Below are 18,901 nucleotides of genomic sequence, written 5' to 3'. Positions count from 1 at the left end.
CTTCCGGGGGTCAGGGTTGTTCGTTGGGGCGCACGAAGCCGGTCACTTCCAGCCCGTAGCCGGTCATGCTGGGCATGCGGCGCGGGTTGGCCAGCAGCTTCATGCGGGTCACACCCACGCTGCGCAGGATCTGGGCGCCCACGCCGTAGGTCCGCAGGTCGAAGGCGTGCGGCGTGTGGTCGCCTTCACCGGGCAGCAGGCGGTCCAGCAGCAGCTCGCTGCTGTCCTTGGCGCAGTTGAGCAGCACGGCCACGCCCTTGCCGGCCTGTTGCAACGTGGTCAGCGCCTGCGGCAGGGGCCAGGAGTGGGCGCAAGGGCCGGCGTCCAGCAGGTCCAGCACCGACAGGGGCTCGTGCACCCGCACCAGCACCTCTTCGCCCGGCGCCCACTGGCCGCAGGTCAGGGCCAGGTGCACGCCACCGGTGCGGTCGCGGAACACATGGGTGTCGAATTCGCCTTGCGGCGTCTGCAGCACGCGGCGGCCCGCGGGGGCCACCAGCGTCTCGTTGCGGCTGCGGTACTGGATCAGGTCGGCAATGGTGCCGATCTTCAGCCCGTGTTCTTCGGCAAAGCGCTGCAGCTCGGGCAGCCGCGCCATCGTGCCGTCGTCGTTCATCACCTCGCAGATCACGGCGGCTGGGGTCAGGCCCGCCATGCCAGCCAGGTCACAGCCGGCTTCGGTGTGACCGGCGCGCATCAGCACGCCGCCGTCCTGCGCTTGCAGCGGGAAGATGTGCCCGGGTTGCACCAGATCGCTGGGCTTGGCGTCGCGGGCCACGGCGGCCCGCACGGTGCGGGCGCGGTCGGCGGCCGAGATGCCGGTGGTCACGCCTTCGGCCGCCTCGATCGACACGGTGAACGCGGTGCCGTGCGGGGCGCCGTTGTGGGCGGTCATCGGCCGCAGCTGCAGGCGCTCGCAGCGCTCGCGGGTCAGCGTCAGGCAGATCAGCCCACGGCCGTACTTGGCCATGAAGTTGATCGCATCCGGGGTGACATGGTCGGCGGCCAGGATCAGGTCGCCTTCGTTCTCCCGGTCTTCTTCGTCAACCAGGATCACCATGCGACCGGCGGCCAGCTCGGCCACCAGCTCGGGAACAGGGGAGATGGGCATCCCCCGATTGTAGGCGGCCGTCAGTCTGGCGTGCGGGTCCGCCGGCGCAGCCGCAGGCGCAGGTCGGCCCCGATCGGGGTCTGGTCGTGGAAGGCGTAGCACCAGGCGCCGTCGAGGGTCGTCAGCGCGGGCAGGGCGGCCATGCCGCGCCCGGCCCCCAGCAGCATCGGGGCCAGGTAGACCAGACACTCATCGACCAGATCGGCGCTGATCAGGCTGCCGTTCAGGCGGGGGCCCGCTTCCACATGCAGCTCGTTGATCGGCCGGCGCGCCAGGTCGGCGAGCACGGCGGCCAGGTCCACCCGGCCGGCGGTGGCGGGCAGCAAGATGACCTCGGCACCTTGGGCTGTGAGGGCCGCGACCCGCTCCGGGGCGGGCGCGGCGGCATAGAAGACCAGCGGGCCTTCAGCCTCGAACAGGCGGGCGGACGGCGGCGTGTCCAGCCGGGCGTCCACGATGGCGCGCAGCGGCTGACGCGGCGTGGGCACCAGCCGCACATCCAGCCGGGGGTCATCCGCCAGCACCGTGCCCACGCCGGTGAGCAGGGCACCGGCGCGGCGGCGCCAGGCATGGCCGTCGCGCCGGGCGTCCAGGCCGGTGATCCACTGGCTGACGCCGTTGTCCAGCGCCGTGCGGCCGTCCAGCGAGGCGGCGACCTTCAGCCGCACCCAGGGGCGACCGGTGCGCATGCGGTGGAAGAAGCCAATGTTCAATGCCTCGCAGGCTTCGACATGGGGCGCGCTCGCCTGGACCACGGTGGTGCCGGCGGCGCGCAGCCGCGCCAGCCCCTGGCCGTTCACCAGCGGGTTCGGGTCCCCCGCGGCAACCACCACCCGTCCGACGCCGGCGGCGATCAGGGCGTCGCAGCAGGGGGGCGTGCGGCCATGGTGGGCACAGGGCTCCAGCGTCACATAGGCTGTGGCGCCGCGCACGTCCCGACCGGCGGCGGCCGCGGCGCGCAAGGCCATCACTTCCGCGTGGGCCTGGCCAGCCGCCTGGGTGTGGCCCTCGCCCAGCACCGTGCCATCCGCTGCCGTGATGACACAGCCGACCCGTGGGTTGGGCTCCGTCAGGCCCACCGCCTGCTCGGCCAGGGCCTGGGCGCGCGCCATCCAGGCTGCGTCGGCAGGGGAGAACTCGGGGGGCAGGGCGGGGTTCATGGCGGCAGGGATCCGGCGTCGGGCGGCGCATTCTCCCCCCGAAAGTGGGACTACCGCGGAGGGATGACCGAAGCGATCCCTGTTCACACAATGTGTCTCGGAAACCGACAAGGGGGCGCTGTACGGCCCATCAGACACACCGCAAGGGGGGAATTGATGGCTGGCAAGTGGGGGAACAAGGGCGGGCGTCGCGTGGCCCGTGGGGTGACGCTGGTCGAGACGATGGTCACGGCCAGCCTGGCCGCGGTGATCATGGGGATCGCGGTGCCCTCAATGGTGGCGATGCAGCACCGGCAGGCCGTGGCGGCCGAGACGGCATCCTTCCGCCAAGGGGTGCACCGGGCGCGATCAGAGGCGCTGCGGCGCGGGGAGACCGTCACCCTGTGCGCCTTGGCACCTGAATCGGTGCCGACCGGCGAGCCGCAGTGTCTGGAGAGCGGGCGCGACTGGAGCACCGGTTGGCTGGTGTTCATCGACCGGGGCAACACCGGCATCCGAGAGGTCGATGACCCGGTGCTGATGGTGCACCTGCAGCGGGCCGCGGCGGGCAGCGTGGCGGCCACGGTGAAGGCCTTGACCTTCCATGCGCAGGGGTTCTCCAGCAACGCGGCCTCGCATTTCCGCTTTGTGCCGCCAGGGGCTGCGCCGGACAGCCGGGGGGTGCCTGGCAGCCTGCTGGTGTGCGTCAACAAGCCCGGGCGAGTCCGCCAGACCGAGGCCGACGACTGCGCCTGAGTGGCGGTGACCGTTTGTCCGCTGGCGTGTGCCGTTCATCGCCAGCCCGCTGCGCGCGCGGGAACATTTGGGGCACCATGTGAAGATGGTTTGCTTGTCTGTGCCCCATTCGTTCACTCCGGCACGTGTCCGCGTCCGGGGGGTGACCTTGATCGAATTGATGGTCACGGTGGCGGTGGCCGTCATTTTGATGAGCGTGGCCGCACCGGCGATGCAGTCATTCGTGGCCGCACGGGCCGCCTCAGGGGCGGCCGACGATTTGTGGCAGGCCCTGCGGCTGGCCCGTTCAGAGTCGCTCAAGCGTCTGGCACCGGTCACCATCTGTGCGACGAACGATCCCAATGCGGCCAGCCCGAACTGTCATGGATCGGACTGGAAGAGCGGCTGGCTGATCTTTGTCGACAACGACCGGGATGTGGACGTGGGCGCCCATGAGGTGGTGTTGCGGGTGGGCAGCCCCACTTCCAAGGTGGGCGGGCTGGCTGAGGACAGCGCTACCGCGGCGGTGACCTTCGAGGCCAATGGCTTGGCCGGTGGCGTGATGAAGTTCACCGTGACGCCCCGTGTGGCGGACACCAGCAGCAGCACCTACACCTCCAATGTGCGGCACGTCTGCGTGACGGTGGCCGGGCAGATCCAGGTCAAGAAGGGGAGTGGCAACATATGCTGAGGCAGGTGTCCCGCCGGCGGGTTGCCGGTGCGTCCTTGATCGAGGTTCTGGTGGCCATCCTGGTGGTGTCTCTGGGCATCCTCGCGATGGCGGGGCTGCTGGGGGTGGCCACGCGCTTCGGCAAGACCACCGAGTTCCGGTCCGTGGCCACCTTGCTGGCGGCGGATATGGCCGACCGCATGCGGGCCAACTACACCGGGCGGGCCGATTACTTTCTCAACAATGCGACGCTGGCGCTGGGGGCGCCTGCCGAGGCGGCCTGTGCCAATCCGGATGCCTGCACCAAGGATGAGATGGCGGCCGTGGATCTGGCCGCCTGGCAAGCCACGCTCTACAAGTCTCTTCCCAGCGGAACGGGCTACATCAGTCCCTCCGACGCCGACAGCACCTTGTTCGATCTGTGGGTGATCTGGCGGGACCCCGACGCGGAAGGTACCAACGTGGTGGGCAATGCGAGCAATGTGGCCGGTGCATCGGCCTGCCCCCCGAAATTCTCCACCGCAGCGGCGCCGCGCTGCATGCATTTCCGGATCGGCCTGTAGAGGACGCATGATGTCTGGGCATTCCCTGCCGCGCATGCGCGGCTTCACATTGGTCGAGCTGATGGTGTCACTGGCCATCGGTCTGGTGGTGCTGGCGGCGATGTACGCCAGCTACCAGGGCGCCAGCCAGACGACCCAGGTGGGGCGGGCCCTGGCCCAGATCACCGAGGACGCCAGCGCCGCCATGGGCATCTTGCGCACGCAGGTGAGCAATGCGGCCTACAGCGCGCCGACAGGGGGGCCGGTGGGCGCCGGCACCGGGTTCACCCGCAACGCCGTGACCGACAACTGGGTTCGGGGTTGTGATACTGATTTTGCAGACCTGTCCAAAGACATTGACCAGCTCACCTGCGCAGCCACGGGCCGGAATGCGCTGGCCGTGGCCTTCGAGGCCAACGAGTTCAACAGCATCACCAAGACGGTGGCTGGGGTGAAGGTGCCACTGGATTGCCTGGGCAATACGCTGGCGCTGACAAGCGGCTATTACCTGCAATACAGCCGTTTCTACATTTCCAATGGGGCGCTGTTCTGTCGGGGGCCAGGCAATGCCAGTGGGCAGGCCTTGGTGGAGAACATCAGTGACATGCAGGCCACCTACGGGGTGGCGGCCCCTGGTGCCAACGTGGCCAGCACCTACAAGACGGCGACGGAGGTCACAGCAGCCGGCACCTGGCCCCAGGTGGTGTCGGTGCGGGTGTGCCTGATCGTGCGCAGTGCCGACCCGGTGCTGACTGCACCGACGGCTTACCAGGGCTGCGATCCTTTCGCAGCCGCCACCACGCCAGCCGCGGGCGATCGGTACATGTACCGGGCGTTCACCTCCACCTTCCTGATCCAGAACCGCCGGGGGACCGCGCTGTGAACTCGAGGCGATCTGCCACTGCGGTGGCTTCTCAGCGGGGTGCAACCCTGATCGTCGCGCTGGTGATGCTGGTGATCATCGCGCTGATGTCGGTGGCGGTGATGCGTGGGGCGCTGACCTCCGATCTGATCGCGAACAACGCCCGCGCACAAACCCAGGCGCAGCAGTACGCCGAGCTGGCTTTGCGGTACTGCGAACGGTGTTCGGGCCATGTGGTCAATCCAGCCACCTATCCCAATTGCGGTACTGCTGGCTTTGCCATCCTGCCGCCACTGCCGGACGATAACGGTAACCCGGCCGATGGGCTGCCGACGCGTTGGGGCACGTTCTCCAACTGGTTTGGGGTCGGCGCCGTGGCCACCACGGTGCCCAATTCGGTGCTGGTGTCGTCGGACAGCTCGATCAAGCCACCCCCCCCGCAGTGCCTGGCGGAATACACCGTGCTGAACGATGGCACAACCCAGGCCCTGCTGGTGACGGCCCGCGGATTCAGCCCGGATTTCCAACAGGACGCCCAGGGGCGAACGACGGCCGGTTCCGTCGTCTGGCTCCAGTCCATCTCACGCATCAACTGAAGCCGGAATGGCCACCGCGCCGTTCCTGGGGAGACGTCTCATGAGCACGACCCTTCGCCATTTCCTTCTTCAGCGGCCGACGTGGGCAGGCCCCTTGGCCCTGAGCCTGGCGGCCCTTGCCGCGACCGTGGCAGGCGCCACAGAGCCTTCGCAGAGTCCATTGACCAGCAGTGCAGGGGCTGTGCCTCCGCCGAACGTGATGATCACGATCGACGATTCGGGATCGATGCTGTTTGACGCCATGCCGGAAGGGGCCTTCACGCTCAACGGCTATTCGGTGACCGTGTTTGATCAATGGGCTGGGGCCTTTCCGGGTGATCCGCGCAAACGGGTTAGCACTCCCCAGGGTACCTATAACTACGAACCTTGTGTTGCGCCGGCCGAGCCCACTGCGAGATACGTGTATCAGATGCAGTTTCGGTCGCCGGACGTCAACACCATCTACTACAACCCAGACATTCACTACCTGCCTTGGGTGAATCCCACTCCCAACGGCAGTGGGGTCTTCGTCCGCCGGGGCAATATCATCGATGCCACTCGAGCTCCTTGGGATCCTGCGGGGCTGGTTTCTGGGACCTACAACCTGGTCACCACCAAAACGATTACCGGCGGGACGTGGTGCACGGATGCCAGAACCATCGTGAACGATGGGCAGAAGTCAAGGCAATTTGCGCCTGGTCTGGTATATCGGCTGAAGGCCGGTGCGGACCCAACCAAAACTAGCAGCTACACCGCTTATAACGTCAATGCGACAAACGGAAGCCATGCCCCAGCGGTGTCGGCGGCTGGGCGGGATGATTGCCGGGATGCCAGTGGGCAGCAGGTCAAGTGCACGCAGAAGCAGGAGCTGCAGAACTTTGCCAACTGGTTTTCCTACTACCGGATGCGAGAGTTCATGGCCAAGGCGGCCATTTCGGAGTCCTTCACCAATTTCAAGGATCAACTGAGGGCGGGATGGGGGCGAATCAACAAGACTTCTGCCTCTACCGTCGAGGGCGGCGGTTCCGCGTCCTTTAAGGTGATTGAGCTGGGTGTGGCCCAGTTGGATGCCAACTGGTTGGGAAAGGTGCTCACGGGTGTTCAGAGCATCGAATCCACCGGGGGGACGCCGCTGCGCACGGCAGTGGATGCCGTGGGCGGGTATTTCTACAACCGGAAATCCGATGCCTACAGCCCATGGGCCACGGTGCCTGGGGCGACAACGGCGCCTGGGAATGAACGTTTGGCTTGCCGGCGGTCTGTCAATGTGCTGACCACGGATGGTTATTACAACGACGATTACACTGCGGCAGGGGATCTGGACACTTCGACCAATACCTACAGTTATCCCTATAGTTCCACCAATCCTGGACAAAACCCCAACAGCTATACGCCTTATCAGTACGTTCCGGGGCGTCCTTACAGTGACGCGCCAAAAAAATATTCCAATACGCTGGCGGATGCAGCCATGCGATGGTATATCCGGGACTTGGATACCAGTATTGCAAACAACATCACGCCCGTGGATGGTGATATTGCGTTCTGGCAGCATTTGAGCCAATTCACGGTGGGGATCGGCGTCAAGGGGACTTTGGATGCCTCCACGGATGCCGCAAAGGCATCGACGCTGGCGCAGCTGGCCAATGGCACCATTGGTTGGCCAGATCCTCTTCCAGGCCAGAACACTTCAAATCCAGAAAAAATTGACGATCTCTGGCATGCGGCGGTTAATACCGGGGGCGATTTTGCGTCTGCCAAAAATGTGACCGAACTGACAAACGCCTTGTCCAATGCCTTTGGCAAGGCCGTGGGCAATGACGGACGGGAAGCCGGTGTAGCAACCGTGGCCTCCACCCTGGTGCAGGACAACATCAAGTTCGTCCCGACCTATCGCTCCGGGGCGTGGACGGGTGATGTCCTGGCCTATCGCTTGGATACCAATGGCAGCGTGCTGGGCGGGGCCAATGCCGCGCCCGTGTGGCAGGCTTCGAAGGTGCTGCCGGATCTGGCCAGCCGCAATCTTTTCACCTGGAGTGGTTCGTCTCCCGAGGCCTTTTCGGTCAACGGCCTGAGCACGTCTGACAAGAGCCTGATCGTGGGCTCTTCGGGTTTTGACGGTGACGCGTTGGTCAATTACATCCGGGGCGACACCAGCAATGAGGGGGCAGCCAAGACCTTCCGCTCACGTGGCGGCCAGTTGCTCGGCGATTTCATCAATTCACCGCCGGTCTATGTCAAGAACTTGGTGAATCTGGGTTATGACAAGCTGAGCGATACCACTTGGAACGCCGGGTATGCCGGCTATTTGGCCCAAAAGGCGGCCCGGTCCGAGGGGGTGGTTGCGGTGGGGGCCAATGCGGGCATCTTCCATTTGTTCCGCGGCAGCGACGGCAAGGAACTGTTCGGCTATGTGCCGCGGGTCGGCTTCCCGAACCTGTCCTTGGTGGCGTCGAAGACCTATGGCACCACGACGAACTACCATCATTTCTTCGTCGACGGCCCGACGGTGGAGTCCGATGCCTACATCACCCCGCAGGGCGAGAACAGCCCACGCTGGACCAATGTCTTGGTGGGCAGCATGGGGGCGGGCGGACGAGGGGTGTTTGCCTTGAACCTGGCCACCACCGACCCCACCGGTGCTCTGGGCAGCAACACGGTGCAGTGGGAGCTGACCGACAACGACCTGGGCTATGTGCAGGGTGACATGCGGGTCGGTCCCATTCAGGGGGGCAAGTTGGCGGGGCAGTCCGGTTGGTATGCCTTCATTGGCAATGGCCCGTACAGCGCGAATGGCCGTGCGGCGCTGCTGGTTGTCGATGTGCAGACCGGCAGCGTGGTCAAGTCGATCCAGGTGCCGACCGGCACGGGCAATGGGCTGGGTGGGGTGTACCTGCTGCGCAATTCGCACCAGGAGGTGTACGCCGCTTATGCGGGGGATCTGCTGGGGAATCTGTGGCGCTTCGACTTCACTGACGGGACGGACACGTCAACCTGGAAGGTGTCGTTTGGTGGGGCGCCGTTGTTCACGGCCCAGGATGGCGCGAACAATGTGCAGCCCATCACGGCAGCGCCGATTGTGATGGCGCACCCGACCCAGGGCTATGTGGTGCTGTTCGGCACCGGCAAGCTGTTTGATGCGGCCGATGCCACCAGCACCGGCATGCAGTCTTTCTATGGGGTGTGGGATTCCACAGCCCGGGGGGCTGCTGGGGGAACCGTCAGCCCGTTCAACGGGGTGACCGCCCCTCAGCGCAACGTGCTGGTTCAACAGACCATTGACACGGAACATCCCGTGACGGTGGACCAGACAGCGAACGGCAAGACCGTGACCAACACCTACTACAAGTTGTCGTCGAACGCGGTGGACTGGACCGTCAGGAAGGGCTGGTACCTGGACCTGAACATCATGGCCGGTCAGCGGGTGGTTTACGCCCCGCAGAGCATCCTGAGCGTGGTTTATTTCAGCTCCATCGTGCCGGCGGCACCGGCGGCCATGTGCGAAAGCAACGTGGGGACTGGCTACAACTTCATTGTGGACGCCGTGAGCGGTGCGGCGCTGACCTCGCCGGTGTTCGACACCAATGGGGATGGCGTGGTCAACGGTTCCGACACGGTGGTGGCCGGCATGAAGAGTACGGCGGACGGCATCGACAAGCTGCTGTCCAATCAGGAGGGGGTGGTGGGCGATCAGCCAAATGTCACCCAGTGCCTGCCTGATCCGGGCCATAAGTGCGGCGAGGGCTTCTGCTTGACCGTGATCGTCAACACCAGCAATGAGGCCGAGGAGCTCTGCGTGCCCGGGCCGCCGCGGCCCGCCGGGAATGTCATCACCGACCGCGTCTGGCGTCAAATCCTCAACCCGCCCACGCCATGAGCCAGCGAGCCAGGAACCCTATGTCGAACTCTGTCGTTGACCGGCCCTCGGCCCACCGCGGTTTCACCCTGATCGAACTGATGATTGTGGTGGCCGTGGTGGCGATCCTAGCGGCCGTGGCCTACCCGAGCTATGTGAGTCAGGTGCGCAAGGGCCGGCGTGCCGATGCGGAGACGGTGCTGCTGCAAGCCGAGCAGTTCATGCAGCGCTACTACAGCACCAGCCTCCAGGGCTACACCGGCGCGGTGCTGCCGGGCAACCTCACGACTTCGCCGGCGGGGGCCTCGGACAGCGCCAAGTACTACACGATCTCGGTGGAGATCTCGGGCACCGGCCAGGGTTACACGCTGAGCGCCGAGCCGACCCAGTCGGGTGACCCCTGCGGCACCCTGACCCTGACGAGCACCGGCGCCAAGGGGCAGGACACTGACGCCACGACGGCGCAGTGCTGGCAGTGAGCCTGCGCGTCGGGCCGTGACGGCGCGGGTTCAGATTTCCTTGATCAGGCGGCTGAACTCGTCTACGTCCTCGAAGCTGCGGTACACCGAGGCAAAGCGGACGTAGGCCACCTTGTCCAGGCGCTTGAGCTCGCGCATCACCAGTTCGCCGACCCGGGTGGACGGGATCTCGCGCAGGCCGCTGGCCAGCAGCTTGTCCTGGATGCGTTCGATGGCGGCATCCACCTGTTCGATGCTCACCTGCCGCTTGCGCAGCGCCAGGGTCATCGAGGCGCGCAGCTTCGCCGGGTCGAACTCCACCCGGGCACCGCTTCGCTTGACGACCGCGGGCAGCGAGATTTCCGCCCGTTCGTAGGTGGTGAAGCGCTTGTCGCACTTGGTGCAGCGCCGGCGCCGGCGCACCACATCGCCTTCATCCGATTCGCGGGTTTCGACGACCTGGGTTTCGTCGTGGGCACAGTAGGGGCAGCGCATGGGAGGCTCCGACTCAAATGAGGATGACTGGCGCCGGATAGGCGACGGGCCCGCCAACGTCTGGCGTTGGCGGGCCCGCGTTCATGCTGGGGAGGGCAGCGCCTGCCGCTCCCTGGCACAACTCAGCGATAGACCGGGAAGTCGCGCGTGAGGGCCGCCACCTGCTCGCGCACGCGGGCGATGTTGGCTTCGTCATGCGGGTTGTCCAGCACATCGGCGATCAGGTTGGCGGTGGCGCGCACCTGCTCTTCCTTGAAGCCGCGGGTGGTCATGGCTGGCGTGCCCAGACGGATGCCGCTGGTCACCATCGGCTTTTGCGGGTCGTTGGGGATGCCGTTCTTGTTGCAGGTCATGTGGGCGGCGCCCAGGATGGCTTCGGCTTCCTTGCCAGTCAGACCCTTGGGACGCAGGTCCACCAGCATCACATGGCTTTCCGTGCGGCCGGACACGATGCGCAGGCCGCGCGAGATCAGGGTCTCGGCCAGCACCTTGGCGTTCTTGACCACCTGTTCCTGGTAGGCCTTGAACTCGGGGCTCAGCGCTTCCTTGAAGGCCACGGCCTTGCCAGCGATGACGTGCATCAGCGGGCCACCCTGGATGCCTGGGAAGATCGCCGAGTTGATCTTCTTGGCGATGTCCTCGTGGTTCATCAGGATGATGCCGCCACGCGGGCCGCGCAGGCTCTTGTGGGTGGTGGAGGTCACCACGTCGGCATGCGGCACCGGGTTCGGGTAGACGCCCGCAGCCACCAGGCCGGCGTAGTGGGCCATGTCCACCATGAAGTAGGCGCCGATTTCCTTGGCCACCTTGGCAAAGCGCGCGAAATCAATGCGCAGCGCGAAGGCCGAGGCGCCGGCGATGATCAGCTTGGGCTTGTGCTCACGCGCCAGGGCTTCCATGGCGGCGTAGTCGATGTCCTCGTTGGCGTCCAGGCCGTAGCTCACGACCTTGAACCACTTGCCCGACATGTTCAGCGGCATGCCGTGGGTCAGGTGGCCGCCTTCGGCCAGGCTCATGCCCATGATGGTGTCGCCGGGCTGCAGCAGGCCGAAGAACACGGCCTGGTTCGCTTGCGAACCGGAGTTGGGCTGCACGTTGGCGAAGTTGGCGCCGAACAGCTGCTTGACGCGGTCGATGGCCAGTTGCTCAACCACGTCCACGTTCTCGCAGCCACCGTAATAGCGCTTGCCGGGGTAGCCTTCAGCGTACTTGTTGGTCAGCTGGCTGCCCTGGGCCTGCATCACGGCGGGCGAGGTGTAGTTTTCCGAGGCGATGAGCTCGATGTGCTCTTCCTGGCGTTGGTTCTCGGCCTGGATCGCGGCCCACAGCTCGGGGTCGACGTTGGCGATCGTCGATTGGGTACGGTCGAACATGGAAGCTTCCTTCAAGTCGGGGCGAGTTCACCCGGCGGCCTGCGTGTCAACGAAAAGCAGGTGCGGGTTGCCCAGGCGAACGGCAGATCGATCACCCCGTGGGCCGCATCCGCGGCGCCCGGGGGCTTCACGCTTCCCGGTGGTGATCCACCTCGCAGGCGGGGCGGTGAGCATCGGTGCCCGCCGACCACCTTCTATCGCCAGTTGCGTGAAGGCTGCTAGTGTAACTTCAGCCCGTCACCAGCGCGACATGGTCGTTCTTGTCCTGCAGGTGGCCCACCGGCGGCTCGCTCTTGGCCGGCGCGGGGGCGGCGTTCAGGTCGGCGTGGGACGCTGGTGCGGGCGGTGCGGTTGCGGCCGCCACGGCATTCTGGGCGTTCACCGAGATCTTCTGTCCAGCCGCCACCCGGCGCAGCTTGTCCTGCTCGGCCAGCACGCGCCCGGCGTAGCCACCATCGTTGTCGGCGTTGGCCGCTCCCACGTAGTAGCGCAAACCGGCCTCGACGCCGCCGGCACGGGAGATGCACTCGCGCAGCACCTGGACACCCACCCGCAGGTTGGTCACCGGGTCGAAGGCCGTCAAGGCACCGCCAAAGGCCTGGTACTTCTGGTTGTGCACGCGGGTCATCACCTGCATCAGCCCCTGGGCGCCCACAGCACTCTGGGCGAAGGGGTTGAAGCTGGACTCGACGGCCACCACGGCCAGGATCAGGGTCGGGTCCATGCCCGTGCGCTGACCGACGTGCCAGGCTTCCTGCACCAGGCGCGCCACGGGCTCTGGCGCCACCTTGTAGCGGCGGGCCAGCCAGTTGGTCACCACCACCTGTTGCCGGCTGAGAGTCTTGGGGTCGATGGCCATGGCGTTGGCCAGGCTGGTCGTGCCGGGGTCTTCCGGCATCTGGACGTCTTCGGTGTCGTCGCCGGCATCGGCCCCATCTTGCGGCGCCAAGCGCGCCTGCAGCCAGCCATAGGCCTGCTGCTCAATGGACGCGCGCAGGTCAGCCCGGCCGGCCAGGAAGATGGCGGCCGAAACGACCACCAATCCCACCAGCGCCAGCATGTTGTGGCTGACATCCAGCAGTCCGCGGCCCACATCGCGCAGGAACACTCCTGTGCTGCGGGACACTGCGTCGGTCATGCGCTGCCACCATTGCGGTTCAGTCATGTCCTTCCTTTCTTCTCGGGTCGTCACCCATTCGCGGGTCTGTGCGGCATCGCGCCGTCGGTCAGACCAGGGTGGCGATAATCGGATGCTCTGCGGTGCCGGGGCTTGTGCTCGCCGGCCTTCACGTCAGAACGGAAGGTTTCCCTGTCACGGCACCCCAGGGCGGGGCGCGGGCAAACCTGGAACTTGAGTTGACAGCCGGGATTGTAGGAAGAGCAAAAATAACCGGTCAAGTATATGAGCTTTATCTTTCATAACTTAAATGTATGAAATATCGTGATCTGAGAGGCTTCATCCAGGGCCTCGACCAGCTAGGGGAACTGCGTCGCGTGTCCCAATCCGTGTCGCCCCGGTTGGAGATGACGGCCCTGGCGGACCGGGTCTTGCGTGCCGAGGGACCGGCCCTGCTGTTTGAGCAGCCGACCGGGCACACCGTGCCTGTGCTGGCCAATCTGTTTGGCACGCCGCGGCGGGTCGCCTTGGGGATGGGGGCCGAGACGCTGACCGACCTGCGCGAGGTGGGGCGGCTGCTGGCTGCCTTGAAGGAGCCGGAGCCACCGCGCAGCCTGCGCGAGGCCGGCAAGCTCTGGGACATGGCCAAGGCGGTCTGGGACATGAAGCCCGCGAAGGTGGGATCGCCAGCCTGCCAGGAGGTGGTGATCGAAGGGGCCGCGGTGGACCTGAGCCGCTGGCCGATCCAGCACTGCTGGCCAGGGGACGCGGCCCCGCTGATCACCTGGGGCCTGGTCGTGACGCGGGGGCCACAAACGGTGCTGCAGCCACGCCTGCGCCAGAACCTGGGCATCTACCGTCAGCAGGTGATCGGCCGCAACGAGGTCATCATGCGCTGGCTGGCGCATCGGGGCGGGGCGCTGGACTTCCGCGAGTTCGGTCGGGTCAACGCGGGGCAGCCGTTTCCGATCGCGGTGGCGCTGGGGGCCGACCCGGCGACCACGCTGGGCGCGGTCACGCCGGTGCCGGACACACTGTCCGAGTACCAGTTTGCCGGCCTGCTGCGCGGTGGTCGTACCGAACTGGCCGACACCCAGGTGGGGGAAGGCCCGCTGAAGCTCCAGGTGCCGGCCACGGCCGAGATGGTGCTGGAGGGGCACATCCCCACCGCCCCGGCGGGGTTCACCGGGCACAGCGAGCATGGTGTGCCCACCAAGGAGATCGGGGGCTACCTGCATGCGCTGGAGGGGCCCTATGGTGACCACACCGGCTATTACAACGAGCAGGACTGGTTCCCGGTGCTGCGCATCGACCGGATCACCCACCGGCGTGACCCGATCTACCACTCCACCTACACCGGCAAGCCGCCTGACGAGCCGGCCGTGCTGGGCGTCGCCTTGAACGAGGTCTTCGTACCCCTGCTGCAAAAGCAGTTTCCGGAGATCGTCGACTTCTACCTGCCGCCCGAGGGTTGCAGCTACCGCATGGCCGTCATCTCCATCCGCAAGGCCTACCCCGGCCATGCCAAGCGGGTGATGTTCGGGCTGTGGAGCTTTCTGCGGCAGTTCATGTACACCAAGTTCATCGTCGTGACCGACGAGGACGTGAACATCCGCGACTGGAAGGAAGTGGTCTGGGCGATCACCACCCGGATGGATCCGGTGCGCGACACCACATTGGTGGCGCAGACACCGATCGACTACCTGGACTTCGCCTCGCCAGTCAGCGGCCTGGGCGGCAAGATGGGGTTGGATGCCACCAACAAGTGGGCCGGCGAGACCTCGCGCGAGTGGGGCCGGCCGATCGAAATGGACGCCTCGGTGCGCCAGCGGATGGATGTCCTGTTCGACCGCCTGATGGCGGGAGGCTGATCCACCGCGCAGACCAGGGTCTGTGCGGAGGTGTCGCGTGTTGCCAAGCGGGGGCCACCGCAGTACGCTGTGCAGGCCTCTTCGGAGGCGATCCTCGAAGGCGCCATCGGCGTGCCTTGGGGCCCAGGCCCGATTCTCGTCTGTGCCCCGATGGGTGAGCATCTCACCCCGGGCCCCTCTGAACCTTTGGGTGCAGAGGGGCCTTGTCTTTGCTGGCTCCGAACAGGCCCGACAGGGATGGGCCAAGCGGGTGCGGGAGGGGCCTATAGTGACGGTCATCTCCGGGTTGTGCCTGTTTCTCATGTCTGTTGCCTCCGCTGTTTCGTCCACCTGTCTTCGCCCTGGCTGGCGGCGTCGCCTGACCGTCACGCTGGTCACCCTGCTCGCCCTGGCCATCTTGGCGGCCCTGGCTGTGCCCTGGGGTTTGCGGTGGGCGGTGCAGACCTATGCGCCCCAGGCGCTGGGGCGTCCGGTCCAGGTCCAAGCCGTGCGGTTCAACCCCTTCACCCTGCGCTTGCGGGTGACGGGGCTGCAGGTGGGCGCCGCCCAGGCTGGCCAAGCGCCTCAGCTCACGGTGGACGAACTGTCGTTGGCGCTCAGCGCCGCCTCGCTGTGGCAGCGGGCTCCGGTGGTGCGGACCCTGGTGCTGCAATCGCCCCACCTGCAGCTGGCCCGGACGGCGAACGGGCATTACGACGTGGACGATCTGCTCAAGCGCTGGCAGTCCCCAGCGTCCCAGCCGGCCTCCTCGGAGCCGGCCCGCTTTGCGCTCTACAACCTGCAGGTTCTGGATGGTCGCGTCGATTTCGATGACCGTCCGCTGGCCCAGAAGCACCAGCTCAGCGGTCTCCAGTTGGACCTGCCCTTCATCTCGACGCTGAGCCAGTCGGACGAGACGGCCGAGGTGCAGCCGCGCCTGAGGTTCGACCTGGATGGCAGCCGCTTCGACACCGGCGCCCGCCTGACACCCTTTGACCCCAAGCGGCCGGAGCAGGTGCATCTGCATTTGGATCAACTGGACCTGGCCCGCTGGACCCCCTACCTGCCTGCGAGCTTGCCGTTGCGTCCGACCGAAGGGCGCTTGACGCTGGAGCTGTCGCTGGGCATCGAACAGGGTCCCCAGGGGCTGGGCTGGCGGGTGGCAGGGCAACTGGGCTTGCAGGGGCTGAGCGTGCAGGCACCGGCGCAGGCGCGGGCGCTGACCCTGCAAGATCTGCAGGTTTCGCTCAATGCCTTGGCCTGGCCCCAGCGCCGGCTGGACGTGAAGACCATGAGCCTGAAGGGCCTGCGGGTGGCCACCCAGCGCGATGCGCAAGGCCGCTGGAACTGGCAGTCCTGGGCTGCGGCACCAGTGCAGGTTCAGCCGCCCAAGCCCTCGGCTTCGGCCGCCCAAGCGGCCCCCACCGCGCCCGCCTGGCAGCTGGCGCTGGGTCAGCTGACACTGGAGGACGCCCAACTGGCGGTCCAGGATGGGGCGGTGCGCCCGGCCGGTCAGTGGACATTGGCCGTGCCGAACCTGACGCTGCACGATGGCCGTTGGCCGCTGGCCGAGGCGGCCCATCCGAGCCGGCTGGACGTGCGCTGGCAGCTCCTGTCTGGCAGCGCAGCCCAGCCCGTGGGCGAGGCCCAGGCCCAGGCCGAGATCAGCCGAGCCGCGGGCCAGGTCACGGTGAAGGCCGATGGCTGGGCCGTCAACGCCTGGCAGCCTTACCTGGCCCATTGGATCGTCCCGCAGCTGGAGGGGACGCTGAGCGCTCAGGCCAAGCTCCATTGGCAGGGCGAGCCGGGAGCACAGCCGCTGCAGGTGGAATTGCCGGCCGTGACGCTGGACCACTGGAAGGTGAACGAAGGCGAGGGCCGTGCCCGCCGGACGGCGCTGGCCTGGGACCAACTGGCGGTGCAGGACGTGGCCCTGGACACCGGCGCACGGACGGTTTCGGTGGGGGAGCTCCGCTGGGCCCAGCCGGTCGTGCAGGCGGCCCGCGATGCGAAGGGGCAGATCAACCTGGCCCAGTGGCTGAAGCGGGGCCCGGCCGCGCCCGCTGCCCGGCCTGGGCCGGCCACCCGGTCGGCTGCGGACGATGGCGCGGCCTGGCACCTGACCCTGGCCAAGACACATCTGGAAGGGGGGCGGCTGCAGTGGCGTGACGAGACCACCGGGACCGAACCGGTTCTCATCAAGCTCGATGGCATCGGCTTGCGGGCCGGCAGCCTGCAATGGCCGGCCGGGAAGGGGGCGGCCCTGCCGCTGCAGGGTGAGTTGCGCTGGCTGGCGGCGGGCCGTGCCCAGAAGCTTGGCACGCTGCGCTGGGATGGACAGGTGGGCCTGGCACCCTGGGGTTGGAAGGGCCGTGTTCGCGCCGACCAACTGCCCTTGTCCACGGCCGCGGCCTATCTGGATGGCGGCTGGCCGGTGTCGGTGGACCACGCGGTGGCCAGTGCCCGGCTGCAGACCCGTGCGCAATGGAAGCCCACCGGGCTGGCGCTGGGCATCCAGGGCGAGGCCCGGATGAACGATTTCCGGCTCAACAGCCGCCTGGGGGGGGGCAATGCCACAGCTTCCGAGGCCGATGAACTGTTGAGCTGGCAGGCGCTGGGCCTGCAGGGGCTGGACCTGCGCCTGACCCCAGGGCAGGCACCCCATGTGGAAGTGGGGCAGGTCCGCCTGTCGGACTTCTTCGCCCGGCTGGTGGTCACCGAGCAGGGCCATCTGAACCTCAATGACCTGGCGGCGCGGCGCGCGGCGGGGCTGGCACCGCCGGAGGGCGCGACCGCCGCGCCGGTCGTGGTCGCGGCGGCCCCAGCCTCGGCGGTCGCCGTGCGCCCGGGGGCCTCGGCCGCGGCAGGGGGATCAGCCTCGGTTGACACCGGTTCCTCGGCCCAGATCATCGTCGGCGGGGTGGAGCTCACCCGGGGCCGGGTGGATTTCGAGGACCACTTCATCCGCCCCAACTACCGGGCGGACCTGACCGAGCTCAACGGCCACATTGGTGCCTTCCGTTCGGATGCGACGCAGATGGCCACGGTCCAGCTCAGCGGGCGGGCGGCCGGCACCGCGCAGTTGGAGATCCAGGGCGAGGTCAATCCGCTGGCCCGTCCCCTGGCATTGAATCTGAACGCCCGGGCCAGCGACCTGGAGCTGGCACCGCTGTCGCCCTATGCCGGCAAGTACGCCGGCTACGCCATCGAGCGCGGCAAGCTGACCATGGACGTGGGCTACCGCATCGACCCGGATGGCAAGCTCGATGCGCGCAACCGGATCGTGCTGAACCAGCTCACCTTCGGGGAGCACATCGACAGCCCGGACGCCACCAAGCTGCCGGTGCTGCTGGCGGTGGCGCTGCTGAAGGACCGCAACGGGGTGATCGACCTCGACCTGCCGATCAGCGGCTCGATCAACGACCCGCAGTTCAGCGTGGGCGGGCTGATCGTGAAGGTGATCGTCAATCTGCTGGTGAAGGCGGTGACAGCGCCCTTCGCCTTGCTGACCGGCGGCGGCGGGCCCGACCTGAGCCAGGTGGCCTTCGTCCCCGGCACGGCCACGCTGGTCACGGGGTCGGATGCGGCCCTGGACAAGGTGGCCAAGGCCCTGCAAGACCGTCCCGGTCTGCGCATGACCGTGACCGGCACGGCGGACCTGGCGGCCGAGCACGATGCCGTGCAGGCGGCCTGGGTGCAGGAGCGCGTGCTGGCCGAACAGCGGCGTCGGGCCCTGCGCGAGGGCGAGGCGCCCGACGCGGTCCTGCCGGCCCTGACCCCCGCGCAGCGGGAGGCCCTGGTGCGTCAGCTCTATGCCGACACCAAGTTGCCTGGCAAGCCGCGCAACCTGATCGGTCTGGCCAAGGACATTCCCGTGGCCCAGATGGAGGCGCTGTTGCGCAAGGCCGCACCGGTCAATGACGACGTGGTCCGGCAGCTGGCGCTGGCCCGCGGCATCGCGGTGCGTGACGCGCTGTTGGCCCGCGGGCTGCCCAGCGAGCGCCTGTTCCTGGCCGCGCCGCGGGCCCATGCCCCGGCGGCCCCGGCTTCCGGGGGGGACAGTGCTTCGGCCTGGAAGCCCAGCGCCGAACTCAGCCTGGCCACCCGTTGATTCCCAACCC

At 67.1% G+C, this 18,901-nt stretch carries 14 protein-coding genes and 1 riboswitch; of the genes, 9 read left to right on the top strand and 5 right to left on the bottom strand.

Annotation, left to right across the window (positions count from 1 at the left end):
- Positions 1 to 10 precede the first annotated feature (10 nt).
- The gene (gene ribBA / locus KGA65_RS09045; protein WP_225862820.1) at positions 11 to 1,111 is read right to left on the bottom strand and encodes a bifunctional 3,4-dihydroxy-2-butanone-4-phosphate synthase/GTP cyclohydrolase II; all 1,101 of its coding nucleotides are present in this window, start codon (positions 1,109 to 1,111) and stop codon (positions 11 to 13) included.
- A gap of 20 nt (positions 1,112 to 1,131) precedes the next feature.
- The gene (ribD, locus tag KGA65_RS09040; protein WP_225862819.1) at positions 1,132 to 2,271 is read right to left on the bottom strand and encodes a bifunctional diaminohydroxyphosphoribosylaminopyrimidine deaminase/5-amino-6-(5-phosphoribosylamino)uracil reductase RibD; all 1,140 of its coding nucleotides are present in this window, start codon (positions 2,269 to 2,271) and stop codon (positions 1,132 to 1,134) included.
- 156 nt (positions 2,272 to 2,427) lie between these two features.
- Between ribD and KGA65_RS09035 the strand changes: the two genes are divergently transcribed.
- The 7 genes from KGA65_RS09035 to KGA65_RS09005 all read left to right on the top strand — a co-directional run bounded on the left by KGA65_RS09035 (position 2,428) and on the right by KGA65_RS09005 (position 9,966).
- On the top strand, positions 2,428 to 3,006 hold the full coding sequence (locus KGA65_RS09035; protein WP_225862818.1) for a GspH/FimT family pseudopilin: 579 nt from the start codon (positions 2,428 to 2,430) through the stop codon (positions 3,004 to 3,006).
- An 85-nt stretch (positions 3,007 to 3,091) separates the two neighbouring features.
- On the top strand, positions 3,092 to 3,676 hold the full coding sequence (locus KGA65_RS09030; protein ID WP_225862817.1) for a GspH/FimT family pseudopilin: 585 nt from the start codon (positions 3,092 to 3,094) through the stop codon (positions 3,674 to 3,676).
- Positions 3,677 to 3,711: 35 nt separating this feature from the next.
- The gene (pilV, locus tag KGA65_RS09025; RefSeq protein ID WP_255650495.1) at positions 3,712 to 4,218 is read left to right on the top strand and encodes a type IV pilus modification protein PilV; all 507 of its coding nucleotides are present in this window, start codon (positions 3,712 to 3,714) and stop codon (positions 4,216 to 4,218) included.
- 10 nt (positions 4,219 to 4,228) lie between these two features.
- Complete coding sequence (locus tag KGA65_RS09020) at positions 4,229 to 5,080, top strand: PilW family protein (RefSeq protein ID WP_225862815.1); 852 nt, start codon at positions 4,229 to 4,231, stop codon at positions 5,078 to 5,080.
- Positions 5,081 to 5,103: 23 nt separating this feature from the next.
- Entirely contained in the window at positions 5,104 to 5,655 is a 552-nt protein-coding gene (locus KGA65_RS09015) for a pilus assembly PilX family protein (RefSeq protein ID WP_225862814.1), read from the top strand.
- Between the two features lie 40 nt (positions 5,656 to 5,695).
- Entirely contained in the window at positions 5,696 to 9,508 is a 3,813-nt protein-coding gene (locus KGA65_RS09010) for a pilus assembly protein (protein WP_225862813.1), read from the top strand.
- Between the two features lie 20 nt (positions 9,509 to 9,528).
- Complete coding sequence (locus KGA65_RS09005; protein ID WP_225862812.1) at positions 9,529 to 9,966, top strand: type IV pilin protein; 438 nt, start codon at positions 9,529 to 9,531, stop codon at positions 9,964 to 9,966.
- 30 nt (positions 9,967 to 9,996) lie between these two features.
- Here the strand turns inward: KGA65_RS09005 and nrdR are convergent, their stop codons facing one another.
- From nrdR to KGA65_RS08990, 3 genes are all read right to left on the bottom strand, one after another.
- A complete protein-coding gene (gene nrdR / locus KGA65_RS09000) occupies positions 9,997 to 10,440 on the bottom strand; it encodes a transcriptional regulator NrdR (RefSeq protein ID WP_225862811.1) in 444 nt (147 codons plus the stop codon).
- A 122-nt stretch (positions 10,441 to 10,562) separates the two neighbouring features.
- Complete coding sequence (glyA, locus tag KGA65_RS08995) at positions 10,563 to 11,813, bottom strand: serine hydroxymethyltransferase (RefSeq protein WP_225862810.1); 1,251 nt, start codon at positions 11,811 to 11,813, stop codon at positions 10,563 to 10,565.
- Positions 11,814 to 11,875: 62 nt separating this feature from the next.
- Positions 11,876 to 12,031, bottom strand: a riboswitch (ZMP/ZTP riboswitch).
- An 11-nt stretch (positions 12,032 to 12,042) separates the two neighbouring features.
- Positions 12,043 to 12,978: a lytic transglycosylase domain-containing protein gene (locus KGA65_RS08990; RefSeq protein WP_225862809.1), complete on the bottom strand. Its 936-nt coding sequence runs from the start codon at positions 12,976 to 12,978 to the stop codon at positions 12,043 to 12,045.
- Positions 12,979 to 13,244: 266 nt separating this feature from the next.
- Here KGA65_RS08990 and KGA65_RS08985 point away from each other — a divergent pair, with 266 nt between their 5' ends.
- Positions 13,245 to 14,801, top strand: a complete 1,557-nt coding sequence (locus KGA65_RS08985) for a UbiD family decarboxylase (protein WP_225862808.1) — start codon at positions 13,245 to 13,247, stop codon at positions 14,799 to 14,801.
- Between the two features lie 301 nt (positions 14,802 to 15,102).
- Complete coding sequence (locus KGA65_RS08980) at positions 15,103 to 18,891, top strand: DUF748 domain-containing protein (RefSeq protein WP_225862807.1); 3,789 nt, start codon at positions 15,103 to 15,105, stop codon at positions 18,889 to 18,891.
- Positions 18,892 to 18,901: the final 10 nt, after the last annotated feature.

The organism is Ideonella benzenivorans (assembly GCF_020387415.1).
Lineage (GTDB): Bacteria > Pseudomonadota > Gammaproteobacteria > Burkholderiales > Burkholderiaceae_C > Ideonella > Ideonella benzenivorans.
The sequence above is the reverse complement of the archived record's forward strand: the minus strand, read 5'-3'. Positions and strand labels throughout refer to the sequence as shown.